General features: G+C 67.9%; 13 protein-coding genes. 11 read left to right on the top strand and 2 right to left on the bottom strand.

The features are described from left to right. Positions 1 to 38: 38 nt before the first annotated feature. From SA87_RS00935 to SA87_RS00905, 7 genes are all read left to right on the top strand, one after another. Positions 39 to 1379 carry a replication-associated recombination protein A gene (locus SA87_RS00935; RefSeq protein ID WP_066198040.1) on the top strand — a complete coding sequence of 447 codons (1341 nt, stop codon included), beginning with the start codon at positions 39 to 41 and terminating at the stop codon, positions 1377 to 1379. 147 nt (positions 1380 to 1526) lie between these two features. Then, entirely contained in the window at positions 1527 to 2855 is a 1329-nt protein-coding gene (hisS, locus tag SA87_RS00930) for a histidine--tRNA ligase (protein WP_066197709.1), read from the top strand. After that, entirely contained in the window at positions 2839 to 4602 is a 1764-nt protein-coding gene (gene aspS / locus SA87_RS00925) for an aspartate--tRNA ligase (protein ID WP_066198037.1), read from the top strand. Before hisS ends, aspS begins: the two co-directional genes overlap by 17 nt. Positions 4603 to 5065: 463 nt before the next feature. After that, the gene (locus tag SA87_RS00920; protein ID WP_066197706.1) at positions 5066 to 6229 is read left to right on the top strand and encodes a cysteine desulfurase family protein; all 1164 of its coding nucleotides are present in this window, start codon (positions 5066 to 5068) and stop codon (positions 6227 to 6229) included. A 491-nt stretch (positions 6230 to 6720) separates the two neighbouring features. Next, complete coding sequence (locus tag SA87_RS00915; protein ID WP_245637589.1) at positions 6721 to 6957, top strand: hypothetical protein; 237 nt, start codon at positions 6721 to 6723, stop codon at positions 6955 to 6957. Between the two features lie 28 nt (positions 6958 to 6985). Continuing rightward, a complete protein-coding gene (locus tag SA87_RS00910) occupies positions 6986 to 7171 on the top strand; it encodes a hypothetical protein (RefSeq protein ID WP_066197702.1) in 186 nt (61 codons plus the stop codon). A gap of 151 nt (positions 7172 to 7322) precedes the next feature. After that, positions 7323 to 8726 (top strand): AI-2E family transporter, encoded by a 1404-nt coding sequence (locus SA87_RS00905; protein WP_066441859.1) that lies wholly within the window; start codon positions 7323 to 7325, stop codon positions 8724 to 8726. A gap of 283 nt (positions 8727 to 9009) precedes the next feature. Here the strand turns inward: SA87_RS00905 and SA87_RS00900 are convergent, their stop codons facing one another. Next, positions 9010 to 10563: a hypothetical protein gene (locus SA87_RS00900; protein WP_156423584.1), complete on the bottom strand. Its 1554-nt coding sequence runs from the start codon at positions 10561 to 10563 to the stop codon at positions 9010 to 9012. Positions 10564 to 10801: 238 nt separating this feature from the next. Between SA87_RS00900 and SA87_RS00895 the strand changes: the two genes are divergently transcribed. From SA87_RS00895 to SA87_RS00880, 4 genes are read left to right on the top strand one after another with little or no spacing between them, the layout of a single operon-like run. Beyond that, positions 10802 to 11734: an ABC transporter substrate-binding protein gene (locus SA87_RS00895; RefSeq protein ID WP_066197691.1), complete on the top strand. Its 933-nt coding sequence runs from the start codon at positions 10802 to 10804 to the stop codon at positions 11732 to 11734. 27 nt (positions 11735 to 11761) lie between these two features. Beyond that, entirely contained in the window at positions 11762 to 12484 is a 723-nt protein-coding gene (locus SA87_RS00890; RefSeq protein WP_066197689.1) for an ABC transporter permease, read from the top strand. Next, the gene (locus SA87_RS00885) at positions 12481 to 13290 is read left to right on the top strand and encodes an energy-coupling factor ABC transporter ATP-binding protein (protein WP_066197687.1); all 810 of its coding nucleotides are present in this window, start codon (positions 12481 to 12483) and stop codon (positions 13288 to 13290) included. Before SA87_RS00890 ends, SA87_RS00885 begins: the two co-directional genes overlap by 4 nt. Beyond that, a complete protein-coding gene (locus SA87_RS00880) occupies positions 13287 to 13559 on the top strand; it encodes a ubiquitin-like small modifier protein 1 (RefSeq protein WP_066197685.1) in 273 nt (90 codons plus the stop codon). The genes SA87_RS00885 and SA87_RS00880 overlap by 4 nt, the downstream gene beginning before the upstream one ends. Positions 13560 to 13664: 105 nt before the next feature. Here SA87_RS00880 and SA87_RS00875 read toward each other — a convergent pair whose 3' ends face one another. Further along, complete coding sequence (locus SA87_RS00875; RefSeq protein ID WP_066197681.1) at positions 13665 to 15476, bottom strand: aldehyde ferredoxin oxidoreductase family protein; 1812 nt, start codon at positions 15474 to 15476, stop codon at positions 13665 to 13667. Positions 15477 to 16024 lie beyond the last annotated feature (548 nt).

Raw genomic sequence — 16024 nt, 5'->3', positions numbered from 1 at the left:
GTATGCCGGAAGTCGGCGAAGAGGAGGCGCGTTCGGCCATGGATCTTTTTGACTTTGCTCGGGAGAAGCGACGGACGGCGTACGAGCCGCTCGCGTCGGCGATGCGGCCGGAGACGCTCGATGAGATCGTCGGCCAGGACCACATCCTCGGGCCGGGGAAGCTCCTCCGGCGGGCGATCGAGACGGATCGCCTGTCGTCGGTCATCTTCTACGGTCCGCCGGGAACGGGGAAGACGACGATCGCCCGGGTGATCGCCCGGACGACCCGGGCGCACTTCGAGGCCTTGAACGCCGTGACCGCCGGCGTGGCGGATCTCCGGCGGATCGTCGAGGAGGCCCGGACGCGCCTCGGCATGGAAGGGCGCCGGACGGTCCTCTTCATCGACGAGATTCACCGCTTCAACAAAGCGCAGCAGGATGCGCTTCTTCCCCACGTCGAAGACGGGACGATCGTCCTCATCGGGGCGACGACGGAAAATCCGTTTTTTGAGGTCAATTCGGCGCTCCTTTCCCGCTCGCTCATCTTTCCGCTGCATCCGCTTTCGCCGGCGGACCTCCGGACGATCGCCGAACGGGCGCTCCGGTCGGAAAAGGGGCTCGGCGCGCTCCGGATCGAGGTGGAGGAGAAAGCCCTGGAGCATCTGATCGCCCAAAGCGACGGGGACGCCCGGCGGCTTTTAAACGCCCTCGAACTCGCGGCAACGTCGACGCCGCCCGACGAAGACGGCGTCATCCGCATCACCCTCGCCGTGGCCGAGGAGTCGATCCAGCGCCGGGCGGTCCGGTACGACAAGACCGGCGACAACCATTACGACACGATCTCCGCCTACATTAAGTCGATCCGCGGCAGCGACCCCGACGCGGCGCTTTACTGGCTCGCCCGGATGCTCGACGCCGGGGAGGATCCGCGGTTCATCGCCCGGCGGCTCGTCATCGCCGCCGCCGAAGACGTCGGGAACGCCGCGCCGGAGGGGCTTTCGCTGGCGATGGCAGCGTACCTCGCCGTGGAGCGGATCGGCCTTCCGGAAGGGCGGATCCCCCTCGCCCAGGCGACGGTCTACCTCGCTCTGGCGCCGAAGTCGAACGCGAGCTACAAGGCGATCGACGCCTACCTGGAGGAAGTGCGGAAAAACGGCCACCGGCCGGTGCCGCCGCCCCTTCGGGACGCCCACTATCGCGGCGCCGAACGCCTCGGCCACGGCGTCGGCTACCTTTACCCGCACGATTTTCCCGGCCACTTTGTCCGGCAGGCGTACCTGCCGGAGGGCGTGCCGCGGCTTTTTGTGCCGACGGAAGAAGGCCGGGAGGTAGAGCTTGCCGCCCGCTACCGCCGGCTCTGGGGCGAGGGCGCCGCGCCGGGGGCGGCGGGAACGACTTGATTTTTGCCGGCCGGCAGGCTATAACTGTCATGAACGGTGAAGGCCGAGCCCCATTCCCGTCCCGGCGGCGGGTCCGGTGGACGGGTTTTTTCGTGGGCCGGCGGTTGGGACGACGTTTTGGAAGACGAAAGACGGTGGAACCAGGCGATGCGCTATCAGGCCCCTCGCGGGACGGCGGACATTTTGCCGGACGAGGCGGCGCGCTGGCAGGCGGTCGAGGCCGCTTTCCGGGAGGCGTGCCGGCGGTTCGGTTACGGCGAAATTCGGACGCCGATCTTCGAACAGACGGAGCTGTTCGCTCGGTCCGTCGGCGCATCGACGGACATCGTGCAAAAAGAAATGTACACCTTTACCGACCGCGGCGGCCGGTCCCTCACCCTCCGGCCGGAGGGGACGGCCCCGGTCGTCCGGGCGGTGATCGAACACAGGCTGTACGGGACGGCGGAGCTTCCGCTTAAGCTCTGTTACCTCGGGCCGATGTTTCGCTACGAGCGGCCCCAGTCCGGCCGCCAGCGGCAGTTTCACCAGTTCGGCGTCGAGGCGATCGGCGTCGAGGCGCCGGAGCTCGACGCGGAAGTGATCGCCCTGGGCTGGACGTTTTTGCAGGATATCGGCCTGAAGGGCGTGACGCTCGTCTTAAACAGCCTCGGTTGCCCGGTCTGCCGGCCGGCCTACCGGGAGGCCCTCGTCGCCTTTCTCCGGCCGCATCGGGAAGCGCTCTGCCCCGACTGCCGGCTCCGGCTCGAACAAAACCCCCTCCGGGTGCTCGACTGCAAAATCGACGGGCCGACGCCCCTCGTCGCGTCGGCCCCTCGGATCACGGATCACTTGTGCGATGCCTGCCGGGCGCACCACGCGGCGGTGAAGGCGGAGCTCGACCGGCTCGGCATCCCGTACGTCGAGGACCCGCACCTCGTCCGGGGGCTGGACTATTATACCCGGACGGTGTTCGAGTTCGTCGCCGAAGGGCTCGGGGCGCAAAACACGGTCCTCGCCGGGGGCCGGTACAACGGCCTCATGGCCGCCCTCGGCGGGCCGGACCTGCCGGGGATCGGTTTTGCCCTCGGGGCGGAGCGACTGCTTCTTTTGCTCGACGAACCGGCCGAAGGGCGCGTTGGGGCGCCGGCGCCGGATGTCTACGTCGTCGCCTTCGGCGCCGGGGCTGAAAAAAAGCTTTCCCTGCTCATGCGGCTTCGGGCCGCCGGCCTTTCGGCCGATGCGGATTTTGCCGGGCGGGGCCTCAAGGCTCAGCTACGGTCCGCCGATCGCCGCGGCGCCCGGTACGCGGTCATCGTCGGCGACGACGAAGCCCGGGCCGGACGGGCGGCGATCAAGCATCTCGCCACCGGCGCGCAGTGGACCGTCGCCGAGGAGGAGCTGGCCGCGTTTCTCGCCGGACGAATCGCCTCTCCGAACGAAAAGGAGGCCGGAGATGGAAACGACGCGCACGTCGGAAACCATGCACCGAACCCATGACGCCGGGACGCTTCGCCGAAGCGACGCCGGCACGCGGGCGACCCTCGTCGGATGGGTCCACCGCCGGCGGGACCTCGGCGGGCTCATCTTCATCGATCTTCGGGACCGGAGCGGCATCGTCCAGCTCGTCGTCACGCCGGAGGCCAAGGAGGCGTTTCGCGTCGCCGAGACGCTCCGGAGCGAATACGTCATCGCCGTCCGGGGGACGGTGAAGGCGCGGGCGCCGGAGACGGTGAACCCGAAGCTTTCGACCGGCGACGTCGAAGTGGCGGTCGAGGCGATCGAAGTGCTCAACACCGCGAAGACGCTTCCGTTCGGCTTGGCCGACGATGCGCCGGTCGATGAGGCCCTTCGACTCAAATACCGCTACCTCGACCTGCGCCGGCCGGCGCTTCAGGAGACGCTCCGGCTTCGGCACGAGGTCACCCGGATCGTCCGGGACGTCCTCTCCCGCCACGGGTTTCTCGAAGTCGAGACGCCGATCCTCTCCAAAAGCACGCCGGAGGGGGCGCGGGACTTTCTCGTCCCAAGCCGCCTTCGGCCCGGGACGTTTTATGCGCTTCCCCAGTCGCCGCAGCTCTACAAGCAGCTTCTCATGGTCGCCGGCGTCGAGCGGTACTTCCAGATCGCCCGCTGTTTCCGGGACGAAGACCTCCGGGCGGACCGGCAGCCGGAGTTTACTCAGATCGACATTGAGATGAGCTTCATGTCGCTTCCGGAGTTCCAGGCGATCGTCGAGGAAATGATCGCCGAAGTGTTTGAAAAGACCCGGGGCATCCGCCTGGAGCGGCCCTTTCCGCGGCTTTCGTACGACGAGGCGATGGACCGCTACGGGACGGACAAGCCCGATCTTCGCTACGGCCTCGAGATCGTCGACGTCGGGGAGATCTTCCGGGAGACGGAGCTTCAGGTCTTCCGGCGGGCTCTCGCCTTGGGCGGCGTGGTGCGGGCGATCCGGGCCGACGGGGCGGCGGCCCTCAGCCGGAAGGACATCGCCGCGTTGGAGGCGGAGGCGAAGGCCCACGGCGCCCAGGGGCTCGCCTGGCTGAAGCTGGAGGCGGACGGGGCCTCCGGGTCGATCGCCCGCTTCGTCCCGGAACCGGTGCTCGCGGCGCTCCGGGCGAAGACCGGCGCCGAACCGGGCGACGTGCTCTTTTTCGTCGCCGACCGGCGCGAGGTGGCCCGGGCGGCCCTGGGGGCGGTCCGGCGGCTCCTCGCCGAGCGGCTCGGGCGAGTGCCGGACGGGGCCTTTCGCATCCTGTGGGTGACGGATTTTCCGCTTCTCGAGTACGATCCCGACGAAAAGCGCTACGTCGCCCTGCACCATCCGTTCACCCGGCCGAAGGCCGAAGACTGGGACAAGCTCGAGACGGAGCCGCTTCAGGTCCGGGCGGAAAGTTACGACCTCGTCCTGAACGGGTACGAGATCGGCGGCGGAAGCCTCCGGATTTACCGGAAGGAAGATCAGCTTCGTCTCTTCCGCCGCCTCGGCCTCGACGAGGCGGAGGTGGCCGAGAAGTTCGGTTTCTTCCTCGAGGCGCTGGAATACGGCGCGCCGCCTCACGGCGGCATCGCCCTCGGCCTCGACCGGATCGTCGCCCTCCTCGCCGGCCGGTCAAACATCCGGGACGTCATCGCTTTCCCGAAGACGCAAAGCGGCGCCGACCTCATGATGGAGGCGCCGTCCCGGGTGCGGCCGGAGCAGCTGGCGGAGCTCGGCATCACGGTCCGAGCCCTTCAGGGGTGAAAAATTCGCGGCGGGTCTTGCGAATTTCACCCCGGTGTGCTAAGATAAAATCACAATTCATCCTGGTGTGTGCGTGCGGCCAGTGTGTTTTGGAACCGAACACCAACGTTCAAGGAGCCTTACATTGCGCCGTCTGACGCTAAGCCGCCGAACGCCGGAGCCGGACCCCGGATCGCGGGTCGTCGCGGGGATGGGGATGGAAGCGGTTCCATCGCTCGGGCGTTCCGGTCGAACGAAGGGCCGCGAGCGGACAGCGGAGGGCGGCGCTGCGGGCACCACCGTAGGAGAGGCGCGGGTTCAAAAACCGCGGAGCACGGCACATCGGGAGCCTGAAACCGCGAATGGGCAGCCGATCGGCTGCTCATTTCTGCTTTTGTATTTTTTTCACCGCATAGGATTCAAAAAAATGTATTTACATTCTGCGCCGTTCGCGGTATAGTGGACATGGAGTGAGGCCCCATCCATGCGGACGATCTATCTCGACCACGCGGCGACGACGCCGCTTATCCCCGAAGTGCGGGCGGCCCTGGCCGCCCTCTGGGAGGAACCGCTCGGCAATCCGTCGAGCGCCCACGCCCTCGGCCGGGCGGCGCGCCGACGGCTGGAGGCGGCCCGGGAGGACGTCGCGGCGCTCACCGGCACCGAGCCGCGCGGGTGGGTGTTTACGAGCGGCGCGACGGAGAGCGTGCACCTCGCCCTGTTCGGCGTGGCGCTTTCCGCTCGAGGGGGGGAAGAAAAGCGGCGGCGGATCGTCGTTTCGGCGGTCGAGCATGCCGCGGTTCGGGAGAACATCCCGCGGCTTCGAGCGCTCGGCTTTGACGTCGTCACCGTCCCCGTCGATGCCGGCGGACACATCGACCCGGAAGCGTTCCGGGCGGCGGTCGACGACGGGACGCTTATGGTGAGCCTCATCTACGGCCAGAATGAAGTCGGCACGCTGCAGGACGTTCGGTCCCTCGGCGCATGGGCGCGGTCAAAGGGGGCGATCATCCACCTCGACGCGGTCCAGGTGCCGGCGTCGTGGCCGTTTGCGCCGGCGGAGCTTCCCGCCGACTTGATCACGCTTTCGGCCCACAAGCTGGGCGGCCCGGTCGGCGCCGGCGCCCTCTACGTCCGTCCCGGGACGCCCGTCGAACCGCTCTTCGCCGGCGGACGGCAGGAGCGGGGGCTTCGGAGCGGAACGGAAAACGTCGCCGGCGCCGTCGGCTTCGCGACGGCGCTCGCCGTCTCCGTCCGGGAGGCGCCGGTGCGCCGGGAGCGGTACGAAGCGTTCCGCGAACGGCTCCTTTCGCGCCTTCGGGAAAGCGGCCTTCCGTTTCGCGAAAACGGGGCGCCGCCGCGCCTGCCGCATATCGTGAACGTGACGTTTCCCGGCGTCGCCGCCGACGTGCTCCTCATGCGGCTGGATCTGGACGGCGTGTGCGCCTCCGCCGGCTCGGCGTGCGCCACCGGCGCCGCCCGCCCGTCGCCGGTGCTCCTTGCGATGGGGCGGACGCCGGAGGAGGCGCGGTCGAGCATCCGGTTGAGCTTTGGCCCCGGCCTGGCGGAGGCGGACATCGACGAGGCGGCGGAACGCCTCGTCCGGGCGGTCCGGTCCTTCCTGCACGCCGATCGGTCCGCCCGATGAAGAAAAGGCATGCCGGCACGGGGCGGGAAGAATGCGCCGGGAAGATCATGACGGCGGAAACCTCCGGGGGCGCCGGTGCCCTCGACAGACGGCGCCGAGCGGAGTTGAAGCAGGCTCGTTTGGGATTGAGCGCCGCCGGCCGGTTGGCTCGGACGGGCTTCAAGCCGGGCCCCGATGCCGGCGAATGCCGAGGGAAATCGAAGGAACCGGGATCATGCGATGCCGGACGGAAGGCGGCCGACGTCTTTTCCAGGGTAGCCGGCGGGCGTTCGGCGCATGCTAAAGGCGGAAAGGGGTCGACCCGACGCGCCCGCTCGATCGGCCCAGCGCCGGTGCCGCCGGGCTGCGCTTGAAAAAGACGCCGGCTTCCCTTCCGCATCCCTCCGGCGCGGTTTTATGCCGGGCGTTTATCCCTGGCAGCGGTCGGTTAAGCTATACGCGGGGAAGATCGGATCACGAGACCTGAAGAGGTCAGGAGCCGGAAGGGTGCCATGAGCAAGAGGAAGGGAAACGGGATGTCCATCGTCTGTCCCAACTGTAAGGGGAAAAACATCGGCAAGATCGGCACCAACCAGTATTTTTGCTGGGACTGCCTGATTGAGTTGAGCGTGAAGGGCGACCACCTTTCCGTGTACGAGATCGAGGAGGACGGCACGCTGAGCTCCCTCGACGACCTGTTCACGGAAGAGGAGATGCGCATCGAGCCGGCGGCCGGCAACTCGGCGTGACGGAGGTCCCGACGAAAGGGGCGAAACGATGCGGTCCAACGCGCTCAGGCTGGTGCTTTTGGGCGGCGCCCTGGCGATCGCCGGCGCGATCATCGCCCAAAACGAAGTGCGGCGGCGCTACGGCGTGTTGACGCCGGTGGTCCGCTTTTTCCGCGAGGGGCGCCTTGTGCGCTGGCTTCGGGACGGCCGGCGGCTTCTCGGCCGCTGGGCGTAAGGCGCTGCCGGATACACCGCACGACCGAAGGCGCTGCTTCAAAACCGCTCTCGCCGCCCCCGCCGCCCCCCAGGAGGGGGGCTTTTTTGTCTTCGGGCCGTTCGAACTGCATGCCGCCCGGGCGGCGGTCGCACACTAAGGCGGTGAGGAGGTGCACCGCACGGTGGAACACCGCCCCCTGGAGCGACGGGCCGGGATCGGGCTCCTGTGGATCGTCGGCGTGCTTGTCATTCTGTGGCTCTGGCAGCACGTCGGCGCGGGGGTCTTTGAGCTGCTCGGCTTTGTCGGCCGGCTCCTTTTGCCGCTCTGGTTTGCCCTCATCCTCACGTATCTCATCCACCCGATCGTGCGCCGGCTGGAGGGGTGGGGGCTCGGGCGGAGCGCCGCCCTGCGCCTGACGTTTTTGCTCGTTCTGCTCGGCGGCGCCGTCTCCGTCGCCGCCGCGGCGCCGGCCGTTATCCGGCAGGTGGAGCTCTTTGAGCGGGCCCTTCCGACGGTCTTTACCACCCTGTTTGAGGAGCTCGAGAAACTCGAGACCCGGTTTGACGACGGCTGGCCGACGGGGGTGCGTCGGGGCTTCGAGCGACTTCAGGGGCTCGTCAACCGGGCGGTCGAGCGGGGCATCGTCCATCTTTCGACGCTCACCGACGATGCGTTCGAATGGCTGATGACGTTTAGCCTCTCGCCGTTTATCGCGTACTACCTGCTGAAAGATTCCCGCGGCTTTCTCGAGCTCGTCGCTTCGCTCTTTCCCCGACGCCTTCGGCCCCGCGTTGTCGAGATGCTGGTGGCCGTCGACCGGGACATCGGCGACTACGTCGCCGGACAGCTCCTGATTTCGTTTTTGCTCGGCGCTTTGACGCTCATCGGCTACCTCATCATCGGCTTTCCGTATCCGCTCGTCTTCGCGGCGATCAACATGATCGCCAATCTCATTCCGTTCATCGGCCCCTTTCTCGGGGCGCTCCCGGCCCTCGTCATCGCCGCCACGGTCGGCTGGCCGATGGTGGTCTGGGTCCTCGTGGTGAACGTCGTCGCCCAGTTCGCGGAAAACAACGTCCTTTCTCCCCTCATCACCGGCCGGGCGACGGAGATGCACCCGCTTGTCGTCATTTTCGCCGTCCTCATCGGCGGGGAGGTCGCCGGCATCCTCGGGATGATCTTTGCCGTGCCGGTGGCGGTCATCGTCCGGCACGTCGTGCGGGCGTTTTGGCCCCTTTTGGTCGGAGAGGCCGAGGCGCGAGAGGCGGCCGAGGGCGGGAGGGTGGCCGAAGGGGATGGGCCGGCCCGGGCGGCCGCAGGCAGAGCCGCCGGGGCGGCGGGGTCGGATTGGGGGAAAAAGGCGGCCGGTGCACCGGATGCCTCCGCATGGGCGGACGCCCGGCTTCCGGGGCGGTTTTCCGGCCCTGCCTTTACGCCGGCCGCGGCGGGCGCCGGCATCGAGGCGGCGACCGAGTTTATCGTCCGGGAAAACCGGCTTTCGGGGCGCCCGTTCAGCCGCTCCGATGTTCCGGGGAACCCGGATGCGAAACCGGATTCTCCTGACGGCTCCTGACTTCGGGCCCTCGGGAGGACCGGGCCCGGCGTCGGGCCGGGGAGGAGCGTCTCCCGAAGCGGAGACGGCCGCCGTTCGGAGGAGCGGTCGCCCGTGGGATGGTCGATCGCGCGGCGCCTCGCCCCCATGGCCGGGCAAAACGGTCATGGCCGAGCCAAAAGGAAAAAGCCGTGAAGGCGGCCATCGGCGGACCTGGGGCGGCCGCTCCGGCCGGTTGGCGAACGCAACGGTCGTTTGGCGGTCGTTACGTCGTTTGGCCGCTGCTCCGGACGTTGGGCGGCCGCTACGGCCGGATGCCCCGGCGCGCCAGATACGATTCTTTCTGTTCGATGAGGGCGGCGAGCGCGGCGCTCGGCCGCCCGGTGATCCGGGTGACGATCGCCTGCGACAGGCGCAGGTCCTTGAGCGTGAGCGTCGGGTAGTCTTCAAGGCCGAAGGAGCCGTCCGGCAGCCGGGCGTAGTGGAGGTCGCCGTTCGCCTTCGGCCAGCGGTCGGCGGTGTCCTCGACGGCCCGAAGGAGCCGGTCGGCGGCGGATCGAGCGTCCGCCCGCCCGGCGGCCTCAAAGAGCAGATAGAGAAAATTCATCTCCGCGAGCAGGTGGTTGAGCGACGTGTGGGTGCGCACTTCCGGCCGGTCCGGATGGCCGTAGTCGTAGACCAGGGCGCCGCCGGACGGCGTCGGGTCGTGATGCTCCCGAACGAAGTCGATGAGAAAGTTGCCGTAGCGCTCCGCCGCCTGAAGATACGCTTCATCGCCGAAAGTCCGGTAGCCTTCGAGGAGAAAGAGGGCGGCGTCGGTGCTCCAGCGGGTGTCGTAGTAGCCGGGGCCGATGCCGTAGTCCCGATACAGCCATTCGGAGCGGGTGGTGATCGGCCAGTAGCCGGCGGCGTTTTGCGTCCGGACGGCGTTGTCGAGGGCGAGGAGGACGACGTCGCGGAAAAACGTGCCGCGGTCCATCAGCTGCAATAATTTTTCGCCGATGTGCTGCGCCGGGTTGACGTAATAGCATCGGTCGCAGTGGGGGGTGTAACCGTCCGGCGTTCGGTAGCGGGGGCCTTCGATCGTCCACGGCCGCTCCCGGTCGAAATCCGCCAACCGAAGAATCTCCCGCGCGTCACCGTCCGCCCAGTCGACAAACGGGGCGGCCGCCGCTTTCGTCCGGAGAAGCGCCCAGGCGTCCAGCCGTTCCCCGGCCGAAAGCCGGGCGGTGGTGTAAACCCCGCCCTCCATGGGCGCCCAGGTCGGCCGCGCCTCCGGGGGATCGACCGCTTCCAGCACGCCGTTTTCCCGCACGCGGGTGCGCTCGACGGGAGCGAAAAAGGCGGCCCGCTGCCCGCCCTCCGGCGCGTCCGCCTCCAGCCAGACCGGCGCCGGCGGAAGCGGCGTCCCGTTCCAGACGCGCTCGCCGAAGGCCTTCCCGGTCCCGCCGGAAGCCCTCGACGCCGGCGTTCTCAGCGTGGCGCCGTCAAAGCCGGGGGCGGAGAGGGCGAGCCGAAGGTCGACCGGGCGCTCGACGAGGACGGCGATCTGAAGCGCCTGTTCGCCGTCCGGAAACGTCCACCAGAGCCACGTCACCCGTCCGATCGGCCCTCCTCCGATCTCCAGCCGTTCCCGGACGAGGCGCCGGACGCCGCCGCGGTAGCGGGCGGTTTCGTCGTCGACCGGCACCCTTTGCACTTGCGCCGGCCCGGAGCCGTCCGGCGTCTGGAAGGTCAGGTCAAACGGCCTGCCTGGGTCGGGAACCGGCCACATCCCCCGGGCCGCTCCGGCGACGGCCCAGAGAAAGAGCGCCATGCCGGCGGCGAAGAGCGCCGCCAGGCCCGCGCCGATCGTCATCCGGGTCAATCCGGTGGGCCGTTTTTGGGGGGTCATGCCAAACCTCTTCTCTCCGTATTCGCGGGGGATTCGACCGGGACCGATCGGCCGGTCGCGGGAGAACGTCCGAAGCCAAGGGACGTCCGGCATCGATGAGGGACTACCGCGATTATGGCATGAACGGCGCTGCATTGCAAATGCGCCGTGATCTCTGTAAAGTAGAATAAAGCCTATCACGAGAAGACGGGGGGAGTCGGGCATGTTCCTCGCGCAGCGCTTATTCCGGCGGCGCGGCCGGGCGTTCCGCCATACGGCGGGGGTGGCGTTACTGGCGCTTTTTATGGGGCTTTCCGGTTGCGGAGCCAGGCCGGATCAGGGCGCCGACGCGACCGCCGGGACGACCGGAGCGCCGGAGGAGGCGAAACCGGACGCGCTGGCGGCGGGCGTCACCGACGTCATCCTGGCGACGACGACGAGCACCCAGGATTCGGGGCTCCTGGACGTTCTCATCCCCCGCTTTGAACAAAGTGCGCCCTACCGCGTCAAGACGGTCGCCGTCGGCACCGGGCAGGCGCTCAAGATGGGCGAGCAGGGCGAAGCGGACGTGCTCCTCACCCACGCGCCGGAGGCGGAAAAGCCCCTCGTTGAAGCCGGCGTTGTGACGAACTACCACCGGGTGATGTACAACGACTTCATCCTCGTCGGGCCCCCGGACGATCCCGCCGGCGTCGGCCGGGCGGACGATCTGGCGGCGGCGTTTCGGGCGATCGCCGGCGGAAAGACGCCGTTCGTCTCCCGGGGCGACGATTCGGGAACGCACAAAAAGGAGCTTGCCCTCTGGAAAGGGGCCGGAATCGACCCCCACGGTGCCGACTGGTACATCGAGAGTGGGACGGGGATGGGCCAGACGCTCCTCATCGCGAGCGAAAAGGGAGCGTACACGCTCACCGACCGCGGCACCTACCTCGCCTACCGGGATAAACTCCATCTTGCCGTCGTCCGGGAGAAGGATCCGGAACTCCTCAACGTTTATCACGTGATGCAGGTGAACCCCGAGCGCTTCCCGCAGGTGAACGCGAAAGGCGCGGCGGCATTCGTGCAGTTTTTGATCGCTCCGGAGACGCAGGCGCTGATCGGCGACTTCGGCAAGGACCGCTTCGGGGAGCCGCTCTTTTTCCCGGATGCTGACTGACGTGCGGGTCGGGTCGGCCGAGACGGCATGGATCTGATCGGGATCGCGCTTCGAGAGGCGTGGGGACTCGTCCGGTCGGGCGACGCGGAGCTGTGGGAGATCGTGGCGCTGTCGCTCCGCCTGGCCGGCTGGACGATGGGCCTGACGCTCCTTTTGGGGCTTCCGGCAGGGCTTTTTCTCGGCTTCGGCCGCTTTCCGGGGCGAAGGCCGCTCCTTTTTCTCGCCCACGTCGGCATGGGGCTTCCGCCGACGGTGGTGGGGCTTTGGGTGGCGCTTCTTTTCTGGCGGAGCGGGCCTCTGGGGGAACTGCGGTGGATTTATACCCCCCGGGCGATGGTCGTCGCGGAAGTGATCCTGACGCTCCCGATCGTCGTCGCCCTGGTGGCGACGGCGATCGAAAGCCGGCGGGCAAAGTTGTTACCGCTTCTTCTTTCGCTGGGCGCAACGCCGCTGCAGATGTTGTGGCTGACGCTCCGGGAGATCCGGCTGTCGCTTTTGACCGCGGTGATGGCGGGTTTTGGGCGGGTGTTTTCCGAGGTGGGGGCGGCGATGATGGTCGGCGGCAACATTAAGGGCGAGACGCGGACGATGACGACGGCGATCGTGCTCGAGGTCTCCAAAGGACAGTTCGACCGGGCGCTCGCGCTGAGCTTCGTCCTCCTCGGGGTCTCGCTCGCGATCACCCTTTTACTCACCGCCGTCCAGCGGGCCGGCGGCGGAGAGGGCGAAGGGGGAGGCGGGATGGGATGAAGGCGGATTCCCCGGTGGTCGTCGCGGAAGGGGTGGGCCGGGCGGTCCGGGGCCGGTCGATTCTCGACGGCATCGATCTCGTCGTCCGCGCCGGCGAGCGGTGGGGGATCGTCGGGCCGAACGGCGCGGGGAAGACGACGCTTCTTCACCTTCTTGCGCTCCTCGTCCCGCCGACCGCGGGGCGACTCGCCGTCTTCGGCCTGCCGGCCGGCGGGCGGATCCCCGTCGCCGTCCGCCGCCGGCTTTCGGTCGTCTTCCAGGACGGCCGCCTTTTAAGCGGTTCGGTGCTTCGAAATGTCGCCCTCCCCCTTCGCCTTCGGGGGGTGCCGCGCCGGGAAGCGCGGCGGCGGGCGGAGCGGTGGCTGGAGGCATTCGGGCTTCTCGCCCTCGCCGGCCGGCGGGCGGGAAGCCTCTCTGGCGGCGAGCGGGCCCGGCTCAACCTCGCCCGGGCCCTCGCCGTCGAACCGGAGCTCCTGCTTCTGGACGAACCGTTTGCCGCGGTGGACGCGTCGTCGCGAAAGCCGCTTCAGACGCTCCTCCGGTCGATCGTCGAGCGGGAAGGGACGACCCTCGTCCTCATCAGCCACGACTACCGGGATCTTCTGGCGCTCACGGATCAGGTGCTCGTCCTCGCCGGCGGCCGGGCGGTCGATCGGGGGCCGACGGCCGCCCTCTGGGCGCGCTCGTCCCGGGTGCAGGCGCTCTTTCCCGACGGCTTCGGGTCGATCGCAAAAGCGGGCGGGCCGGGACCGGCGACGGATGCGGCCGCCGGAGTCATCGATGAAGGAGATGAAGGGGGCCGATGAAGGTCAGACTTTTTGCCACGCTCCGAGACGTAAGCGACGTCGCCGAGGTGGACGTCGCACCGGCCGGGGAGCGGGTGCGGGACGTCCTTCAGGCGCTCGTCGAGCGGCACCCGGCGCTTCAGGCGGAGCTTTTTCTGCCGGACGGAAGCTTAAAACCCCTCGTGCAGGTGTTCGTCAACGGACGTAACATCCATTTCACCGGCGGGCTGGAGACTCCGGTGGGGGAAGGGGATGCCATCGCCGTCTTTCCGCCGGTCGCGGGGGGATAGCGGGGGAGAGGGGCACGTCGGGATCCGTCACGGTGCGATCCCCGGTCTTTCCGCTCGGCACAAAAGGCCGCCGGAATCGATCATTCCGGCGGCCTTTTCGCGGCCTCAGGCGATGATGCCGAGCTCCCGGAGCTTTTCTTCCGGAACGACGCCGTCTTTCCAGCCCCGGACGCGGTAGTATTCGTCGAGCATTTCGCTCAGGTGGCTCACCGCGCCGCTCGAGTGACCGGTGCCCGGCTCTTTGAGGAAGCGTTCCGGCAGCAGGTCGTCTTCCCGGCGGTTGAAGCCGGCGAGGTTGTTGTAGTAGCGCTCAAGGTTGTAGATCCGTTCGCCGGCCTTGAGCAGTTCGTCCACGGTCATCGGAATCCCGGTCATCGCCGAATACTGTTCGGCATAGTGCTCGGCGCTCTCGGCAAAAGCCGAGAACTTGCAGATGTCCATCGAGTCGGAGAAGGCGTGGAGGTCCTGGAACATCTTGAGGAGGGCGCCCTTCCCCGCCACGGCGAGGCGATCGACCGGCTCGGGGATGCCCATGATCTCCGCCGCGACGCTGTAACCCCGCAGGTGGCAGGCGCCCCGGTTGCTCGTCGCATAACCAAGGCCGATGCCCTGGATCCCGCGGGGATCGTAGGCGGGAATCGACTGGCCCTTGACGGACATGGAGATCTCCGGCGCCCCGATTTCCCGGGCGAAGCGGGCCGGTCCTTCGGCGAGCCGGTCGCCGAGGCCCCGGCGGAAGGCGATGTCGTCGATGAGGGCGATCATCTTGTCGGCATCGCCCCAGCGGACCTCTTCGTCGATGAGGCCTCGTTCGTACGCTTCCATCGCCGTCGAAAGCGCGTGCCCGACTTCGATCGTGTCGATGCCGTAGTCGTTGCAGCGGTCGATCATATAGGCGATCGCCTCGGCGTCGCTCAGGCCGCAGTTGGCGCCGAGGGCCCATCCGGATTCGTATTCGAAGCTTTCCGTGCGGGTCCTGTACTTGCCGGATTTGACTTCGACTTCTTTCTTGCAGGCGACCGGACAGGCGTGGCACGTGTTGTCGGCGACGAGGATCGTCGCATTGACCCGCTCGCCGCTGTGGCCTTCAGCGCCGTCGAAGTGGGTGTAACGGGAATTCATGGTCGGCAGAGCGCCGACTTCGTTGATGATGTTCGTGAGGACGTTCGTCCCGTAGACGGACAGGCCGCCTTTCCGGGGGGCGGTGACGGGGCTTTGGACGATCGCCTTCATCGCCCGCTGGGCGGTCCGGCGGCTCGCTTCGGGATCGGCCGGGCGGGGGAGGTTCCCCTTTTCCGACGCCTTGATGACGATCGCCTTCAGGCGCTTGTAGCCGGCGACGGCGCCGGTGCCGCCGCGGCCGGCGGCCCGGTCGTGTTCGTTGATCCAGCCGGCATAGCGGACGAGGTTTTCCCCAGCGGGGCCGATCGCCATGACGCTCAGGTCGTCCGCCCCGTGGCGATCCTTGAGCCGCCGGATCGTCTCCCGGACGCCAAGGCCCCAGAGGTCGGAAGCGTCCCGAAGCTCCGCCCGACCGGCTTCGATGTAGAGGTAGACGGGATGAGGGCTTTGGCCTTTGATGAGGATGTTGTCAAAGCCGGCCCACTTGAGCCGCGCCGCGGTCCAGCCGCCCATGTGGGAGTCGGTGACCGTGCCGGTGAGCGGCGATTTGGTCACGACAGCGAGCCGGCCGCTCATCGGGTGAAGGGAGCCGGTGACGGGCCCGGTCATGATGCAGAGGAGGTTGTCCGGGGAAAACGGTTCCACCTGCGGGCCGTTGTCAAAGACGTATTTGACGCCGAGGCCCCGGCCGCCGATGTACGTGCGGGCCAGGTCTTCGTCGAGGGGCCGGACGTCGACGCGGCCGGCGGTGAGGTCGACGACGAGCTCCCGATGGGTGAATCCGCCGAGGGGCATCGTTCTTCCTCCCAAAATGAAACATTTTTCTTGCTGGATTTATTATACGCTTGAAGCAAGAGTAACGCTAGACGAAAGATGTTGCAGCCGTTCGGAGGCCGCGGGACGAGGGCTCCGTCTCGCGAGGCCAAAAGGGGCGCCGTCGCTCGATGGTCGGCCGGGCCGGGAAGTCGGAAAGGGGCGTCTCCACCGGGACGATGCGACCGAAGGCCAGGTCTGCCGAGACACGCGGCGCCGGTACACGGCGTCGTTTTCCAGGCGGATGCTTCGTCGGGTCGTCATCAGCCCGACGACGTGGTGCGGTGGGCGGCGTCGAAGCCAGAGGTCGGCGGCCTCCAGATGGGCGGCGACGGCGAGGAGGAAGTCGGATTGGGCGCGGAAGGCGGCCATCGTCTCGGCGGCGGCGTCCCGGCGGTTCAGGGCGTCGGCGGGAAGCCGCCGGCCGAGCTGAGCCAGAAGGCGCGCCTTCGGTTCAAAATCCGCCGGGAAGCGGTAATTTCAAGAGATTCCAAAGATAAGGGAGGTCTTCCTTATTGTGATAGGATAGA

The sequence above is a fragment of the Hydrogenibacillus schlegelii genome, assembly GCF_001653195.1.
Lineage (GTDB): Bacteria > Bacillota > Bacilli > Thermicanales > DSM-22653 > Hydrogenibacillus > Hydrogenibacillus schlegelii.
This window is presented reverse-complemented; position numbering and strand designations above follow the sequence as displayed.